We start from the raw sequence: 14986 nt of genomic DNA, 5'->3' as shown, positions 1-14986 counted from the left end.
GCAGCTAGGCGAGGGCCTCGTCGACCCGGCGTTGCAGCTCGATGAGATCGACGAGGTTCTCCACGTAGTCGAGGTCGGTCGTGTCGATGCGCACGATGGGTGAGAGCGTGTAGCCCTCGAACCACTCCTCGTAGAGGCGGTGGAGCCTGCGGAGGTACGCGTCGGGGATCGCCGACTCCATGGCGCGGCCGCGCGACTGGATACGCCGCTTGGTGGCGCGCAGCGAGCACGTGAGCGCGATGAGCAGATCGGGGGGCCGCAGGCTCTCGCGGATGCCTTCGTAGAGCGTGTAGTATACACCAAAGTCGCGCTTGTCGAGCACACCCTGGCGGTGGAGGTTCCGCGCGAAGATCTCGGCGTCCTCGTACACGGTGCGATCGATGACCACGGGGCCCGCGGCCCGGGCGCGGTCGAGCTCCTGGTGGAGCTTGATCTTGTGCGCCAGAAAGAAGAGCTGCGACTGCAGCGCCCAGCGCTTCATGTCGGCGTAGAAGTCGGCCAGGTAGGGGTTGTCGTCGTTCGGCTCGTAGAACGGCCGAAAACCGTAGCGCTTCACGAGCCACGCCGTGAGCGAGGTCTTCCCCGCGCCTATCGTGCCCGCGACCGCGACGTACCGGCGTTTAGGCTCCACACGGCCAGCCTACACGACACCCGGCCCACACGACCCCCACGCTGAGGGCCTCGACGGAGCGGTGGTTGATGGGTCGCCGTCGAGCTTTCCTGGTAGGTTCTGGGTCATGGTCAAGAACCTGGAAGTGAGCCCTGCCGGGGCGAACGACGGTCGATGGCGGCCCCGAGCCGCAGGCGAGGTGTCGCCATGAACGCGTGGCTCGTGAAGAGCGAACCGGCCAAGTACCCGTGGCAGCGACTCGTCGAGCAGGGCCGCACGTTCTGGGACGGGGTCCGCAACTTCGAGGCGCGAAACAACCTGAGGGCCATGAAGCTCGGCGACGTCGCGCTCTTCTACCACTCGAACCACGGCAAGGAGATCGTCGGCATCGCCAAGGTGGTGAAGGAGGCCTGCCAAGATCCCACGACGACGGAGGACTGGAGCGGCGTCGACCTCGCCCCCGTGGTGCCGCTGAAGGTGCCGGTGGATCTGGCCACCATGAAGGCCCACCCGCTGCTGAAGGACATGGCGATGGTGAAGCGCTCTCGCATCAGCGTGACGAAGGTGGAGGCCGCGGAGCTCGCCGTCATCCTCGAGCTCGGCAAGACCAAGCTCCCGAAGGGCTGACGTCGCGCCGCCAAGGACCTGAAGTGAGGCCGAAGGGGCGAACGAAGGTCGAACGCGAGCCGGAGGCGGAGGCGAGGGCTCGCCCTGAAACTCGCCATTTCGGCGGAGACCCGCCACACTCCCCGGCGACCATGAGCCTCTGCCCGACCTGCGCGCGCCCTCGCGCCGACGAAGACCTCTCGGATCTCCGGTGCGTGGCGTGCGCAGCGTGCCGCAGTGAGCTCGGGGGGCGGGTCCTGCGGGACGCGCGTCGCGGGTGGCTCTACGACGCGGCCTTCCGCGCGCTCGAGCTCGCGCGTGTCTACCGCGCCGAGGAGGGCGCTGGCGGCGCGCGAGAGCGGGGGTGCCTCGCCGAGGTCGCGCGCCTGCGTGCTCTGCTCGCGGAGGAGCGCCGCGTCGCGCGCGTCGACGGGCCCGGGCTCGCCAAGGGGGCCGCGAGGCCCGACATGGACTCCGCGGCGAAGCGCTCCGGCTGACCGCGCGGGCCGAGTCGAGGCTACTTCTTCGGCCGCAACAGCTCGCGCACCTCGCGGCACATCGGCGCGTCGCCGCCGTCGAGGCAGGCCCGCCCCACGGCCTTGCCGAGGCACGCGTCGCGATCCGCCTCTGGCCCGCTCGCCGCCTTGCGCGCGCACTCGAGCGCGTCGAAGCAGTCGCTCTTCTCCGAGAAGCATTGGGTGGCCTGCGCCTGCGCGTCTGCCGACCAGGCCGCGAACTTCCCCAGGACCTGCGAGCAGAGCGGCGCGCCATCGCTGCCGCCTCCGGCGCAGAGCTTCTGGCACTGCGCGGTGGCCGTGACGAGCGCTGGCCCGGGCGCGGTCTTCTTGGCGACCTCCCGCTGGCAGTCGGTCCCGCAGGGCGAGTCGCTGCGGCACGCCATGTAGCGGTCGATCGCGTCTTGTCTCCAGACGGTCGCGAGGCACGCGCGCTCGCTCATGCACACCCTGCCACGCACCTCGGCGTCGCCGGGGGTCGCTCCGGGACACGACGCCTCGCGCGCCTTGCGCCGCGCGCACGCGACGTCGTCGGGAAGGGGCGCCGCCACGGCCGACGCGGTGGGGGCGACGCTCGCGCCGGGGTGTGGCCCCCCGGGGACGGCGGGGGGCGGCTCGTTCTCGCCACACGCGGCCAACGCGAGGCCTCCGAGCAGCAGGAGGAGCCGCAGGGCGGCGGACGCGGCGGGAGGCGAGGCGCTCATCGGCGACATCGTGAGCGAGGTACGCTCCAGCGCAAAGAAAGAAGCGACCCGCCGCTCGGCTCGAGGGCGGATCGCTTCATGGTAGCGCCGGGCGCCGGGCGCGGCCTGGCTACTCCGGCTGCGGGAGGTACGACTCGATGCGCGCGAGGAGAAGATCTCGCTGCAGCTTCAGCGGCTTCGGCAGCGTGTCGCCGATCGTGCCGAAGAACTCGTCGAGCGAGGAGAGCTCGTTCTTCCACTCGTCGACGTCGATGTGAGTGGCCTCGTCGACCTGCTCGGCGCTGATGTTCAGCCCGGAGAGGTCGAGATCGCCCGCCTTGGGGACCCAGCCGAGGAGCGTCTCGTGGCCGCCGACGCGCAGGCGCGAGCGGTCGACGATCCACTTGAGCACGCGCATGTTCTCGCCGAAGCCGGGCCAGAGGAACTTGCCGTCTTTGCTCTTCCGGAACCAGTTGACGAGGAAGATCTTCGGCGGGTTCGCGATGCGCGACTGCATCGACAGCCAGTGCTGGAAGTAGTCGCCCATGTTGTACCCGCAGAAGGGCAGCATCGCGAACGGATCGCGGCGCACGACGCCGACCTTGCCGGTGGCCGCGGCGGTGGTCTCGGAGCCGAGGGTGGCGCCGAAGAACACGCCGTTGAGCCAGTTGAAGGCCTGCATGACCAGCGGCACGGTGGTCGCGCGGCGGCCGCCGAAGATGATCGCCGAGATGGGCACCCCCTCCGGATCGTCGTAGAACTTCGAGATGACCGGGTTGTTGGTCGCCGGGGCGGTGAAGCGAGAGTTCGGGTGCGCCGCCTTCTCGGTGGACTTGGGGCTCCACGGGTTGCCCTTCCAGTCGATGAGCTCGGGCGGCATCGGGCCGTCTTTGCCCTCCCACCACACGTCGCCGTCCGGCGTCTTGGCGACGTTCGTGTAAATGGTATCCCGCGCGATGGTCTTCATCGCGTTCGGGTTCGACTCGTTGCTCGTGCCCGGCGCCACGCCGAAGTAGCCGAACTCGGGGTTCACCGCGTAGAGGCGCCCGTCCTCGCCGACGCGCATCCAAGCGATGTCGTCCCCGACCGTCCAGATCTTCCAGCCCTTGAAGCGCTTGGGCGGGATCATCATGGCGAAGTTGGTCTTGCCGCACGCGCTCGGGAACGCGGCGGCGACGTAGGTCATCTCGCCCTCGGGGCTCTCCACTCCGAGGATGAGCATGTGCTCCGCGAGCCAGCCCTCTTTGCGGCCGAGGTAGCTGCCGATGCGGAGCGCGAGGCACTTCTTGCCGAGCAGCACGTTGCCGCCATAGCCCGACCCGCAGCTCCAGATCGCGTTGTCCTGGGGGAAGTGGCAGATGAAGCGGCGCTCCGGGTTCACGTCGAGCGTGGAGTGAAGCCCGCGGTTGAAGTCGTTGGAGTCGCCGAGCATGGCGAGCGCGCCCGCGCCCATGCGGGTCATGATGCGCATGTTGATCGCCACGTAGACGCTGTCCGTGAGCTCCACGCCGACCTTGCTCATCGGCGAGCCCAGGGGCCCCATCACGTACGGCACGACGTACATCGTGCGGCCCTTCATCGATCCGTCGAAGTGCTTCGACATCATCGCGTAGGCCTCGTCCGGGGCCATCCAATTGTTCGTCGGGCCGGCCTCCTGCTTGGTCGGCGTGCAGATGAACGTGAGGTGCTCGACGCGCGCCACGTCGTTCGGGTTCGAGCGGTGCAGGAAGCAGTTGGGCAGCTTCTCGGCGCTGAGGGGCTCGAGGATGCCCTGTTTGACGGCGAGGGCGGTGAGGCTTTCCTTTTCGGCCTCGGAGCCATCGCACCAGACGATGCTGTCGGGCTTGGTCAGCTGGGCCATCTCATTGACCCACTCGAGGAGGTGAACGTTTTTCGTGGGGGGGGCAGCGGAGCTCATGGGCAACGCCATACCGCGTTTTCGCGGACTTGGCACCCAAGGCGCCGAAGATGGCGACACTCATTCGTGAGGTGATAGAACGCCCCCCATGACAGGAGGCCCGCGCGGGTCCATGGTTCTTAGGAGATGCGAGAAGCTCCGCATACGCACACGCCCCTCTCGAGGCTCACGGTCTTCGCGCGCCTAGCTGGTGCGCTCGCGGCGCTCGCGGCCTCCGCGTGCTCGAGCCCCCCGCCGGAGGCGCGCACGCCCGTCCTCGCTGCGCCCCCGCCCAAAGACAACGGCGGGGCCGCCAAAGGGGGCGAAGGCGGCACGGAGCACGCCGCGGCGCTCGAGCAGCTGAAGGTGGCCGCCACGCGACCCCAGACCGACCGGCAGGGCTCGGTCCGGCTCCCGCTCCCCGACGGCCCCTCGTGGACCCGCGTGCGCTTCTGGTCGATCCCGAGCCTCGTCGGTTTCCGCTACGGCAAGGGGCACCACGCGGTCGTCGGGGCGGTGGTCACGCACGTCGACGACAACACGGTGGCCGGGGCGTGCACGAAGTCGTTCGAGGCCTGGGCCACGCCGTGGGTCGAGGCGTTCGAGGTGGAGCTCCACCGCGACTCCCCCATCGCGGTGGGCTGGCGAGCGAAGCCCGTAGACAGCCCGCGCATCGTGGAGATCGACTCGGTGTTCGCGAAGACCGCGACGCTCGTCGCGCGCGACAACTACGCCGCCGCGTACGCGGCCTACCCCGCGTGGGGCAAGGGCTCCTGCCTCATCGTGGGCGTCGCCGTGCCCTCGCGCGGCGAGGACGGCCGGGCGAGGGAGGTCCGCGACCGCTTCATCCACGACGTGCTGCCGAAGGTCGAGCTCACCTCGGCGGACGAGCCGAAGGAGCGGTACTGACCGAATCGGCGTGCGCCCAGCGCGGGCGGCGCGTAGTTTTTTCGTATGGCTTCGCACGTCTCGTGGCGCCGCGCGCGCTCCATCGCTCCTCTCCTTGCGCTCGCGCTCACCGCCGCGGTAATCCCCTTCGTCGCGTGCGGCACTACCCCGGCCGGTCCGGCGACGTCCGATGGGTCGACCGTAGGTCCCGACGCGACGTCGACGGTCACACCAGTCGGCGACGCGGCCCCCGACGCGGCCTCGGAGGACGGCGCGACGCCCGACGCGGAGAGTCCCGCGGACGCGGCGGACGCCGAGCCTCCGACGCCGCCGGTGCCCGGTCAGATCACCCTCGACCCGTCGCGCTCGTTCGACGGCTACCTGAGCGACGTGTTCACGTGGCTCGACTCGCGCGGCAAGCCTCGCTCTGCGGCGCTCGTACGGAACACGGCCCGCGATCCGTCCGGGTACACCGGCGGGTACCTGCGCCAGCTCACTTACGAGAAGCCCGACGGCACGGCCATGACGGTCAAGGGCGGCCGCCCCGACCACCCCGGCTGGGGCTACACCATCAACCACCTGAACGGCACCGGGAACCTCTGGTCGTCGCTCTACCAGTTCGGCACGTACCGTCAGGTCCTGCTCGGACCGCACCACGTGATTCACGAGTTCGCGTTCGACGCGACGGGGTGGCCCAACGGGCCCGTGACGATCGTCCTCCACTGGTTCTTTGCGACAGGCAAGGATCACCCGCTGTGGTCGGTCACGTACGACATGACCCGCGCGCCCGCCGATCGGCTCGACTCCGACGACCGCGCGCCGTATGGCGATCTCGCGTTCGAGAACGGTACGGGGGGCACGGTCGACGGTGTGGCTTGGGGCGACGCCTACAAGTTCAAGACCACGGGCCCCGGCCCGGTCCTCAACTCGTCTCCGTGGGACTACTCGCAACCGAATCGCATTCCGTATGTCCATATGTGGAACAACTCCACGGACTCCGAGATGGGCAGTGTCCAGACCGTCGACTTCACGACGAAGGACGCGGGCGGCACCTGGCTCTACAATAACTGGGGTCGCACGAGCGCGAACAAGGTCGTCGGGCCGGGCTCGCCGGCGACGCAGACCATGCCCATCGATTGGAACTGGCCTTACCAGCTCAATCAATACGAGATCTCATCCGGCGAGACTCGCTCGAAGCGCATGGCGTGGGGCCTCCGCCGCGGGGCAGTGGGCAGTCGGCTCTACGATGCGTATGGCGATCAGCGGCAGGTCTCCGGGTATCCCTACCAGAGCCACTCGAACTACCTCGTCCTCGGGGCCAAGTCGGCCGGCGCGGTGGCCGCGCAGGTCGCGGAGATCGAGGCCAGCCTCGACTCGACGCTCGTCGCCACCCGCGGCGCCGTCCGTCGCGCGGGCCCCGAGGGCATCGCCCGAACGGCGAGCGCGCCCTACGCGTTTGCAGGCTGGAACGCGGTGTACGGCGTGTGGGAGATCGACGCCGACGCCCAGGGCGCCGTGAGCCTCACCGTCACGCCGGGCGCGGGTGGCCTGCACCGACCGGTGTTCGTCATCCACGGCTTCAAGGGCGCGGCGGTGCCCTCCACCATCACGCTCGGGACGGAGACGCTCCGTCGCGACGTCGACTTCTTCCCCAGCCTCGTGCGCTCCACCGGCACGCTGTGGCTCACCCTGGGCCGTGACGTGACCGCGCCGACTCCGCTCGTCGTGACCTCGGCCCCGTAGGCGTCGCTCATGGAGGTGAGCGCGGAGTGAAGGGAATCGAGGGCTGGTTCTCCGAGGACGAGGGCCGATGGTATGCCCGCTTCGCGCGCGGGCTCGTCGGCGGCACGTTCGTGGAGGTCGGCTCGTGGAAGGGGCGAAGTGCCTCGTTCATCGGCAAGATCTGCGAGGCGAACGGCACGCGCCTGGTCTGCGTCGATGCGTGGAGCGGCTCCCGCGACGGCCTCCGCGCGCGCTACGACTCCGCGCTCGCGGTGGAGGACGTCGAGGCGACGTTTCGCGCGAACATGGCGTCGCTCGGCATCCCGGTGTGCGTGCTCGCGACCTCGTCGGCGACCGCGGCGGCGACGCTCGGGCCCTCGAGCGTCGACCGCGTCTTCCTCGACGGCAGCCACGACGAGGCGAGCGTCGCCGAGGACTTGGTCGTGTGGTCCGCGTGCCTGCGCCCCGACGGGCGGCTCGCCGGCCACGACTATTCGCCGAAGCACCCCGCGCTGTGCGCGGCGGTCGACGCCTTCGCGGGCTCGCGTGGGCTCACCGTGCGGCGTGGGCCGAGGTCGATCTACTGGCTCGAGCCGACCTGAGCCCTTCGCGCCCGCGGGCTCACGGCGACGAGACGATCGTCAGGGCGCGCCGACGCACTCGGTGAGGGCCGCGAAGTAGTCCGACAGGAGCCCGTCGCTGATGGAGTGACCGAGTCCGGGGTACGTCGTGAGGCGAGCGTCGGCGCCCTCTCGCTGGAACGTTTCTACCGTGGCAAATCCCCACTTGACGGCGATGACGTCGTCCGCGTCTCCGTGGAACGCGCGCGTCTTTGCGGCCTGCTGTTTTGGGCCCGGGAGCAGCGGACCGGGCAAGGAGCCCGCGACCGGCAGCGCACACCTCACCTCGGCCGCGTAGCGGGAGGCGAAGCCGTACGAGAGAATTCCGCCCTGAGAGAACCCCGTCACGATGTAGCGCTTGCCGCCGACGACCGAGGCCACGGCGCGGTGGAGCCGCTCGAGCGCAGCGCCCACGCTCGCACCGAGCTCCGCGTCGGTCATCCCTTCGCGGAGGTCGAACCACGAGAAGCCCGTGTGGAACGGAGCGTAGGCCTTCGGCACGAGGAGGTGCACCTTGCCCCCGAACCGCCGGTAGAGCTCGCGGAAGTTCTTCGGCGAGTCGCCCCTGCCGTGGATGGCGACGACGATGGGCGCGTCGTCCGGCGCGTCGTTCAGGAAGCTCTCGAACAGCTCGGTGCCCTCGGCCGTGAAGGCGCGCACCTCGGGGCGTGGCGTCTTCTTCGCGGTCGCCTCGCCGTCGGGGCCGGACTGCGTGCGACAGGCCGGCGTCACGGTGAGGGCCCCAAGCCCGAGCCCGAGCAGGCCGAAGGTCGCGAGGCACCGAGAGACATGCCGCGAGACATGCCGCGAAACCTGACCGGAGAGGGACCTCGGGGCGCGCCGTACCATGTCGCGAGTGTACGGGGTGTGCGACTCGCTGCACATCGCCGCGGTGAGCGGACGCGCGCGGGGTGCCCTCAGCGACCGAGCCGCGCGAGGCACCCGTCGAGCGCGGCGTAGAGCTCCGCGCGGAGCGCGGGCGTCGTGCGGTGGCCGAGGCCCGGGTACTCGCGGAGCGTGACCTCGCCGCCGGCGGCCCGGAAGCTCTCGGCGGAGGCGCGGTCCCAGGCGACGTCGACGAGCGGATCGGACGCGCCATGGAACGCGAAGAGGGCGGGGAGCGTGGCGCGGTCAGGGCCCGTGCGTCGCTGCGTGGGGCGGAGCGAGGTCGGCAGCGCGCCCGCGATCGGTAGCGCGCACGCGAGCTCCCCTGGGAACCGCGCCGCGAGGGCGTAGGCGAGGAAGCCGCCCTGCGAGAAGCCGACCACGACGTAGCGTCGTCCCCGCGCGACCCGTTCGAGGCGCACGCGCAGCGCCTCCGCGGCGGCCGCGACGTTGGCGCCCACCGTCGCCTCGTCCATGCCATGGGCGAGGTCGAACCACGTGAACCCCTCCCCGTACGGCGCGGGGGCGCGGGGGAAGTAGAACAGCGCGCGCGTGCCGTATGCGTGGAACAGGTCCGAGAAACTCTCGGGCGTGTCGCCGCGCCCGTGCACTCCGAACACCAGGGGTGCGTCTTCGCCCGCGCCGGCGTTGGGGAGGCGCTTCATGTCTCCGGGCGCCGGGGCGAGCTCGGCGCGCTTCGCCTTGGTGGTCCCGTCGCCTCGGCAGGCCGCGCCGCCCATCATCAAGGTGGCGAGCAGCCCGAGGCTCGCCGCGCGGTTCGCGAGCGAGCCTTCGCGCCGCGGCTCGCTCAGCGCGGCGCCGCGAGGGTGGTGCCGCCGCCGCTCGGGGGCCCGCTGTTGCCCGTATCGAGCACCAGCATGGTCACGAGCGAGGGGCCGTTGCCCGCCACGTTCTCCACGTGCACCCGGTACCGGTGCGAAGGGTCGACCGAGTTTACCACCACGAGCGGCATCGGATCGGGCGCGACGTCCTTCGCGACCATCGCCTGGGTGTTCATGTCCTCGACCGCGAGGTCGATGTTGGTCGAGTGCGTGTCGCCGCCGGCCAGCACGATGGTCGGGCTCTTCACGAAGCGAAGTCCGCTGAAGGCCGTCTTCTCGCGCGGCTTCAGCACCGTGGCGTAAAAAGACCAGTTCTGCTCCTCGTGGAAGACCAGGCCGCCGCGGGCGCGGATGGCGTCGTTGCCCGCGACGCGGGTCGCGCCGTTCAGCGCCTTCGAGAAGGACGCCACGATGGTGTCGCGCGGCACCGAATACCCCCCCGTGCGCATGGTGGCGACCGCGACGAAGTTGCCGCCCGTGCGCGACTTCGAGAGCACGAGCCGGATCTCGTAGGTGCCGTCCGCCGGGGGACGGAACTTCACGACCGGGGTCGCGTCGGCGCTGATGTCGGCCGCGACCGGGTTGCCGTTCGCGTCGACGATGGCGAGGTCGACGTCCTCCGCGCCGGACGAGCCGCCCCCGAGGAGCACGTACTCGTGCGCCTTGAGGAAGCTCTGGCGCATGCTGATCTTCTGCCCTTGCCGCACGAAGGCGCCAAGGATGGCGGAGTGCTCCACGCTGAAGCCGTAGTTCGAGCGCGCGTCGAGGCGTGAGGCGGCGCCCGCGACGAGGCCGACGGCCTCCGTCATGTACTTTCCAGGCATCCAGGTGCCCGACGGCGCGGGAGTGGGCGCTGGCGTAGGCGGAGGCGTGGGCGGAGGGGCCAGCCGGCTCGTGGGCGCGGGCGTGGGGGACCCCTTCGACGGCGGCGAGTCCTGATCGGTGAACACGACCTCGTCGGTGAGGCTCTTCTTCTTGCCGGGCTTCCCCCGCGCTTCTCCCGGAGCGTCGCTCGGGCTTCGCGGCGGTGGCGTCGAGTCACCGCAGGCGGTGAGGGCTGCAAGCAAGGCAAAGCTGGGGAGCGCGGCGCGCGCGCGGAGCCAAGGGTGCATACCTCGAGCGGAACAGGGTCACGCGGCGGATGCAAGCGCGGAGTAGCGTGAGCTACCCCGGTCTCCGGCGTCGGCGAGGCGCGGCGCGCGCGGGCGGCGGGCTGGCCACGGCGGCGCCGGGCGCGATCCCGTGCAGGAGCAGCCGGACCAAGTGCTCGGCGAGCTCGTCGCCTTTGGGAAGGCCGACGAGCGCGGGGGCCCGTTCGCCCATCGCCCGCACGAGGAGCTGAGGCAGGGCCACCATCGCGAGGGTGGAGAGCAGCAGGAGAGGCGGCGGAACGGTCGCGTCGACCGCGCCCTCCGCGACCCCCTCGCGGAGCGTCCCCGCGAGCAGCGCGATGTGCCCGGTCGTGAACCGCGCGAAGAGCCGGTCGAGGCGGGAGGACGGGACCAGTGCCTCGCGGAGGACCAAGCGCACGACGTCGAGCTCGAGCGCGCTCGCGCCGCCGATGCGGGTCGAGGCGCGGCGCAGTCGCGCTTCGACCGTGGCCGCCGACAAAATGGCCTCCTCGAGGTCGCGGAGCAGGGCGCCGTACACCTCCTCGACGACCGCGAGGAAGAGGTCGTCCTTCGTCGGGAAGTAGTAGTAGACCATCCCGACGCTGGTCTTGGCGTCGGCGGCGATCGTCCGCAGGGAGGCGCCGTCCACGCCCTCCGCGAGGAACCTCTCGCGCGCCGCGTGGACGATGCGGGGGCCGATGTCGCTCCTCGGGCGCCCCATCACCCGAGCTTCTTGGAGAAGCGCGCCGACGCGAGCGCGACCAGCGCGGAGAGGATGCAGGCGAGCCAGACGAGCTCGCCCAGCAGGTCGGGGAACGTGCTCCCTTTCAGGACGATCCCGCGCACGATACGCAGAAAATGTGTGAGCGGGAGGCCCTGCGCGATCCACTGCGCGGGGCGCGGCATGGCCTCGAAGGGGAACATGAAGCCCGACAGGAGGATGTTCGGGAGGATGAAGAAGAAGGACATCTGCATGGCTTGCTGCTGCGTCTTCGCCAACGTGGAGAAGAACAGACCGAGCGCGAGGTTCGCGGCGATGAACAGGGAGGCGAGCGCGTAAAGCAGGGGGAGCGAGCCCACGATGGGCACGGCGAAGACGAAGTGGCCCGCGGCGAGGATGAGGCTCATCTGCACGTAGCCGATGCCGATGTAGGGGAGGATCTTCCCTACCACCAGCTCGAGCTTCTTCACGGGCGACACGATGAGCTGCTCGAGGGTGCCGCGCTCGCGCTCGCGGGCGAGGGCCATCGCCGTCAGCATGACCATCGTCATCGTCAAGATTACGCCCACGAGGCCCGGCACCACGAAGACGGCCGTCCGGAGGTCGGGGTTGTAGAGCGTGAGCGGCTCGAGGCGCATCGGCTCGCCCGCGAGCGGCGCGCCGGCGCGTCCGAGGCGCGTGACCAAGACGCGGCTCGAGCGCGCGAGCACGAGCGAGCTCGCCGTGTTGAGGCCGCTCGCCACGATCTGTGGGTCAGACCCGTCGACCACGAGCTGGACGGACGTAGGCTTGCCCCGCGTGACGTCGGAGGCGAAGCGCGCAGGTACGACCAGGCCGATCCGCGCCTGACCCGAGCGCATCGCGCGATCGATCTCCTCGTAGCTGCCCACCTCCCCGACGAGATCGTAGAAACCTGTAGCCTGCATGCTCCTCGCGAGGTCACGCGAGGCGGCGGAGCGGTCTTGGTCGAAGACCACGGTGGGGATGTGGCGGACGTCGGTGTTGATCGCGTACCCGAAGAGCAAGAGCTGCGCGACGGGCAGCACGATCATCATCGCGAGGGTGAGGCGATCGCGTCGGAGCTGGAGCAGCTCCTTCCACGCGATGACGAGCGCCCGCCCCCTCATGACGCCTCTGCCCCGCCCGCCGAGCTCGCCTCGTCGGCCCGCACCATCGCCACGAACGCGTCCTCGACCGTCACGCGCGCCGGGCGCGCCGCGGAGAGCTCCGCGCCCACACTGGCGGCGACCTCGCGCGCGACGTCTTCGGGATCGGCGCCGTCGCGGGTGGCCACGCGCAGCACGTGGCCGTAGTGCGCCACCTCCTCGACCTCCGGGCGCCGCCGGAGCGCGGCCGCCACCTCGGTCGCGCGCGCGATCTCAATCTCGACCACGCGGAGCGCTCGCCGCTCCACGATCTGCCCGGGGGTGCCGACGTCGAGGAGGGCACCGCGGAAAATGAAGGACAGGCGGTGACAGCGCTCGGCCTCGTCCATGTAGTGCGTCGTCAAGAGGACGGTCGTGCCCTCGGCGGAGAGCTGATGGATCTGGTCCCAGAACGCGCGGCGGCTCACGGGATCGACGCCGGCGGTCGGCTCGTCCAGGAAGAGGAGCTGCGGCGCGTGGATGGTCGCGCACGCGAGCGCGACGCGCTGCTTCCACCCCCCAGAGAGCGTCCCGGCGAGCTGCGAGCGCCGCGCCGTGAGGCCCGTGAGGCCGAGCACCTCGTCGACCCTCGCGCGGCGTTTGAAGAGCGGAACGCCGTAGATGCCCGCGTAAAACCTCAGGTTTTCGCTGACGGTCAGGTCCTCGTAGAGGCTGAAGCGCTGGGTCATGTAGCCGATGCGCTCCTTGATGCGCTCCGACTCCCGCGCGATGTCGAAGCCGACGACGGTGCCCTTGCCTCCCGTGGGGTCGAGGATGCCGCAGAGCATGCGGATGGTCGTCGACTTGCCCGCGCCGTTGGGCCCGAGCACCCCGAAGATCTCGCCGCGGTGGACGTCGAGCGAGATGTCGCGCACCGCCACGAGCGCGCCGAACCGACGGGCGAGGTGCTCGGTGTGGATGATGACGTCCCCAGGGTGAGCAGGCGCCTCCGCGGCGGTCATGGCAGAAGCTCCACGAACGCGGGCACGCCGGCGTGGAGCCGTCGCGCGGGGTCGTCGACCCGCACGCGCACCCGCACCACGAGGTTCGCGCGCTCGCGCTCGCTGAAGAGAAAGCGGGGCGTGAACTCGGTGGCGCGCGAGACGTGCTCGACCGCGCAGGGGAACGCCTCCGTCGAGGCGTCGACGCGGAGCGTGCCGCGGTGACCTGCGCGGAGGGGGCCGAGCTTCGCCTGAGGCACGAACACGTCGACGTACGGGTGGAGCGTGTCGCCGAGCGTCGCGATGGGCGCCCCCACGCCGGCGAGCTCGCCTGGCTCCACGTGGGTCTCGAGCACGACCATCGCCGCGCCCGTGTCGGCGCCGGAGCTCACGGACGGCGTCGCGTCCGCCGCGCCCGCGTCGCCCCCGCCCTCGCCCCCGCCCGCGCTCCCGCCCGCGCTCCCTGACCGCACGGAGTAGCGAGCGAGGCGCGCGTCCTCGAGGGCCAGCGTCGCCTCGAGCGCCGCGACCCGTTCGGCGGCGCGCGCGAGCTCCTGTGGCCTGGCACCCGCGCGCGCCCCGGCGACGCGCTGCTCGAGGGCCTGGTGCTCCGCCGTGCTCCGCGCGAGCTCGGCCTCGGCGCGATCGAGCTCTCCCTCGGGCACGGCCCCTGCGTCGCGCAGCGCGCGCGCGCGTTCGACGTTCTTCGCGAGCCACGCCTGCGACGCCGCGGCGGCTCGCGCTTGCGCCGCGAGCGAACCGAGGTCCTCGCGTCGTGCCCCCGCGCGGAGGAGCGCGAGCTCGGCGCGCGCCGCCTCGGCCTCGTGGGCGCGCGCGTCGCGGGCGAGCCGGGCTAGCGAGTCGTCGAGGGTGGCGAGGAGCGCTCCGCTGGCTGCCGGATCGCCCCGGTGCACAGCGACGCGCGTGACGCGGCCGGACACCTCCGCGGCGACCACGCGCTCATCGAGCTCGACGACGCCCTGGTAGCCCGGAGGCGGCTCGCTGCGCTTCGCGCACCCGACGGCGGCGAACGCGAGCAGCAGGGCCGCGGCGTTCTTTATCATACGACCAAGAATACCCGGCCACCCGGCCAGGGCAAGCCGCGAGCTCAGCCTTCGCGCCAGTGGGGCGGGAACGTGGCGTCGTAGCCCGGGAGCGCCTCGATGCGCCCGCACCACGCGGCGATGCGGGGAAACACCGCGGAGAATGGGCCGAGCTCGTGGTCGAGCGTGTCGGCCCCCGGCTTCCCGAGGGCGCGCTCGAAGGTCTTGACCTGCGGGTAAACGAACAGGTCGGCGGCCGAGAGCGCCTCGGTGATGAGGAACGCGCGCGACTCGAGGTCGGCCTCGAGCGCGGACAGCTCCGCCCGGGCGCCGTCGATCGCGAGCAGCACCTGATCGCGCTGGGCGTCGAGGCGGTTGAACAATAGCGGCCGGCTGAACGCCGCGAGCGCCGCGAGCGCGTAGCACTCGTGGTTCATGATCGCGCGCAGGATTTGCCCGGCCTCTTCCGGCGTCTCGCCGAAGAGCGGCGGTGAGGGGAAGCGCCGATCGAGGTAGGTCAGGATGGCGAGTGACTCGCTCAGCGAGAACGCGCCGTCGCGCAGGACCGGCACCTTCCCCCGCGGGTTCATCGCCACGATCTCGGCGGATCTGTGCTCTCCCTTCGAGAACGACAGCAGCCGCGACTCGTACGGCACGCCCTTCACCGCGAGCGCGAGGAGCACCCGCCACGACGGACCGCTGCCACTTCCCCAAAAGATCTCGATCGCCATGGTCGCTCGTACCACGCCGGGCGGC

16 protein-coding genes are annotated in these 14986 nt (G+C 71.0%); 5 read left to right on the top strand and 11 right to left on the bottom strand.

Going from position 1 to position 14986, the window contains the following annotated elements; translation table 11 throughout:
• Positions 1–4: 4 nt before the first annotated feature.
• Positions 5–631: a deoxynucleoside kinase gene (locus IPQ09_01805; GenBank protein ID MBL0192955.1), complete on the bottom strand. Its 627-nt coding sequence runs from the start codon at positions 629–631 to the stop codon at positions 5–7.
• 186 nt (positions 632–817) lie between these two features.
• On the opposite strand from IPQ09_01805, the gene IPQ09_01800 reads away from it, so the two are divergent.
• On the top strand, positions 818–1237 hold the full coding sequence (locus tag IPQ09_01800) for an EVE domain-containing protein (GenBank protein MBL0192954.1): 420 nt from the start codon (positions 818–820) through the stop codon (positions 1235–1237).
• Between the two features lie 131 nt (positions 1238–1368).
• Positions 1369–1713, top strand: a complete 345-nt coding sequence (locus tag IPQ09_01795) for a hypothetical protein (GenBank protein ID MBL0192953.1) — start codon at positions 1369–1371, stop codon at positions 1711–1713.
• A 20-nt stretch (positions 1714–1733) separates the two neighbouring features.
• On the opposite strand, the gene IPQ09_01790 is transcribed toward IPQ09_01795, so the two are convergent.
• Positions 1734–2435 carry a hypothetical protein gene (locus IPQ09_01790; GenBank protein MBL0192952.1) on the bottom strand — a complete coding sequence of 234 codons (702 nt, stop codon included), beginning with the start codon at positions 2433–2435 and terminating at the stop codon, positions 1734–1736.
• Between the two features lie 109 nt (positions 2436–2544).
• Entirely contained in the window at positions 2545–4338 is a 1794-nt protein-coding gene (locus tag IPQ09_01785) for a phosphoenolpyruvate carboxykinase (GTP) (GenBank protein MBL0192951.1), read from the bottom strand.
• Positions 4339–4458: 120 nt separating this feature from the next.
• On the opposite strand from IPQ09_01785, the gene IPQ09_01780 reads away from it, so the two are divergent.
• The 3 genes from IPQ09_01780 to IPQ09_01770 are packed head-to-tail and all read left to right on the top strand — an operon-like array spanning position 4459 to position 7523.
• Positions 4459–5220 (top strand): hypothetical protein, encoded by a 762-nt coding sequence (locus tag IPQ09_01780; GenBank protein MBL0192950.1) that lies wholly within the window; start codon positions 4459–4461, stop codon positions 5218–5220.
• A gap of 45 nt (positions 5221–5265) precedes the next feature.
• On the top strand, positions 5266–6942 hold the full coding sequence (locus IPQ09_01775) for a hypothetical protein (GenBank protein MBL0192949.1): 1677 nt from the start codon (positions 5266–5268) through the stop codon (positions 6940–6942).
• A gap of 26 nt (positions 6943–6968) precedes the next feature.
• The gene (locus IPQ09_01770) at positions 6969–7523 is read left to right on the top strand and encodes a class I SAM-dependent methyltransferase (protein ID MBL0192948.1); all 555 of its coding nucleotides are present in this window, start codon (positions 6969–6971) and stop codon (positions 7521–7523) included.
• 39 nt (positions 7524–7562) lie between these two features.
• Here IPQ09_01770 and IPQ09_01765 read toward each other — a convergent pair whose 3' ends face one another.
• The 8 genes from IPQ09_01765 to IPQ09_01730 all read right to left on the bottom strand — a co-directional run bounded on the left by IPQ09_01765 (position 7563) and on the right by IPQ09_01730 (position 14961).
• Positions 7563–8390, bottom strand: a complete 828-nt coding sequence (locus tag IPQ09_01765; GenBank protein MBL0192947.1) for a dienelactone hydrolase family protein — start codon at positions 8388–8390, stop codon at positions 7563–7565.
• Positions 8391–8458: 68 nt separating this feature from the next.
• The gene (locus tag IPQ09_01760; protein MBL0192946.1) at positions 8459–9172 is read right to left on the bottom strand and encodes a dienelactone hydrolase family protein; all 714 of its coding nucleotides are present in this window, start codon (positions 9170–9172) and stop codon (positions 8459–8461) included.
• A gap of 62 nt (positions 9173–9234) precedes the next feature.
• On the bottom strand, positions 9235–10380 hold the full coding sequence (locus tag IPQ09_01755; GenBank protein MBL0192945.1) for a hypothetical protein: 1146 nt from the start codon (positions 10378–10380) through the stop codon (positions 9235–9237).
• Positions 10381–10432: 52 nt separating this feature from the next.
• Positions 10433–11101: a TetR/AcrR family transcriptional regulator gene (locus IPQ09_01750; protein MBL0192944.1), complete on the bottom strand. Its 669-nt coding sequence runs from the start codon at positions 11099–11101 to the stop codon at positions 10433–10435.
• Positions 11101–12228 (bottom strand): ABC transporter permease, encoded by a 1128-nt coding sequence (locus tag IPQ09_01745; protein ID MBL0192943.1) that lies wholly within the window; start codon positions 12226–12228, stop codon positions 11101–11103. The genes IPQ09_01750 and IPQ09_01745 overlap by 1 nt, the downstream gene beginning before the upstream one ends.
• Entirely contained in the window at positions 12225–13208 is a 984-nt protein-coding gene (locus IPQ09_01740; GenBank protein MBL0192942.1) for an ABC transporter ATP-binding protein, read from the bottom strand. Before IPQ09_01740 ends, IPQ09_01745 begins: the two co-directional genes overlap by 4 nt.
• Positions 13205–14251 (bottom strand): HlyD family efflux transporter periplasmic adaptor subunit, encoded by a 1047-nt coding sequence (locus IPQ09_01735; protein MBL0192941.1) that lies wholly within the window; start codon positions 14249–14251, stop codon positions 13205–13207. Before IPQ09_01735 ends, IPQ09_01740 begins: the two co-directional genes overlap by 4 nt.
• A 44-nt stretch (positions 14252–14295) precedes the next feature.
• Positions 14296–14961, bottom strand: a complete 666-nt coding sequence (locus tag IPQ09_01730) for a glutathione S-transferase family protein (GenBank protein ID MBL0192940.1) — start codon at positions 14959–14961, stop codon at positions 14296–14298.
• Positions 14962–14986: the final 25 nt, after the last annotated feature.

The sequence above is a fragment of the Myxococcales bacterium genome (assembly GCA_016720545.1).
Classification (GTDB): domain Bacteria; phylum Myxococcota_A; class Polyangia; order Polyangiales; family Polyangiaceae; genus JAAFHV01.
This window is presented reverse-complemented; position numbering and strand designations above follow the sequence as displayed.

Bases quoted from the DNA above. Each gene is read 5' to 3' on its own strand.
- IPQ09_01800 (MBL0192954.1), top strand. From the start codon at position 818: ATGAACGCGTGGCTCGTGAAGAGCGAACCGGCCAAGTACCCGTGGCAG.
- IPQ09_01795 (MBL0192953.1), top strand. From the start codon at position 1,369: ATGAGCCTCTGCCCGACCTGCGCGCGCCCTCGCGCCGACGAAGACCTC.
- IPQ09_01790 (MBL0192952.1), bottom strand. From the start codon at position 2,435: ATGAGCGCCTCGCCTCCCGCCGCGTCCGCCGCCCTGCGGCTCCTCCTG.
- IPQ09_01780 (MBL0192950.1), top strand. From the start codon at position 4,459: ATGCGAGAAGCTCCGCATACGCACACGCCCCTCTCGAGGCTCACGGTC.
- IPQ09_01775 (MBL0192949.1), top strand. From the start codon at position 5,266: ATGGCTTCGCACGTCTCGTGGCGCCGCGCGCGCTCCATCGCTCCTCTC.
- IPQ09_01765 (MBL0192947.1), bottom strand. From the start codon at position 8,390: ATGGTACGGCGCGCCCCGAGGTCCCTCTCCGGTCAGGTTTCGCGGCAT.
- IPQ09_01755 (MBL0192945.1), bottom strand. From the start codon at position 10,380: ATGCACCCTTGGCTCCGCGCGCGCGCCGCGCTCCCCAGCTTTGCCTTG.
- IPQ09_01750 (MBL0192944.1), bottom strand. From the start codon at position 11,101: ATGGGGCGCCCGAGGAGCGACATCGGCCCCCGCATCGTCCACGCGGCG.
- IPQ09_01745 (MBL0192943.1), bottom strand. From the start codon at position 12,228: ATGAGGGGGCGGGCGCTCGTCATCGCGTGGAAGGAGCTGCTCCAGCTC.
- IPQ09_01740 (MBL0192942.1), bottom strand. From the start codon at position 13,208: ATGACCGCCGCGGAGGCGCCTGCTCACCCTGGGGACGTCATCATCCAC.
- IPQ09_01735 (MBL0192941.1), bottom strand. From the start codon at position 14,251: ATGATAAAGAACGCCGCGGCCCTGCTGCTCGCGTTCGCCGCCGTCGGG.
- IPQ09_01730 (MBL0192940.1), bottom strand. From the start codon at position 14,961: ATGGCGATCGAGATCTTTTGGGGAAGTGGCAGCGGTCCGTCGTGGCGG.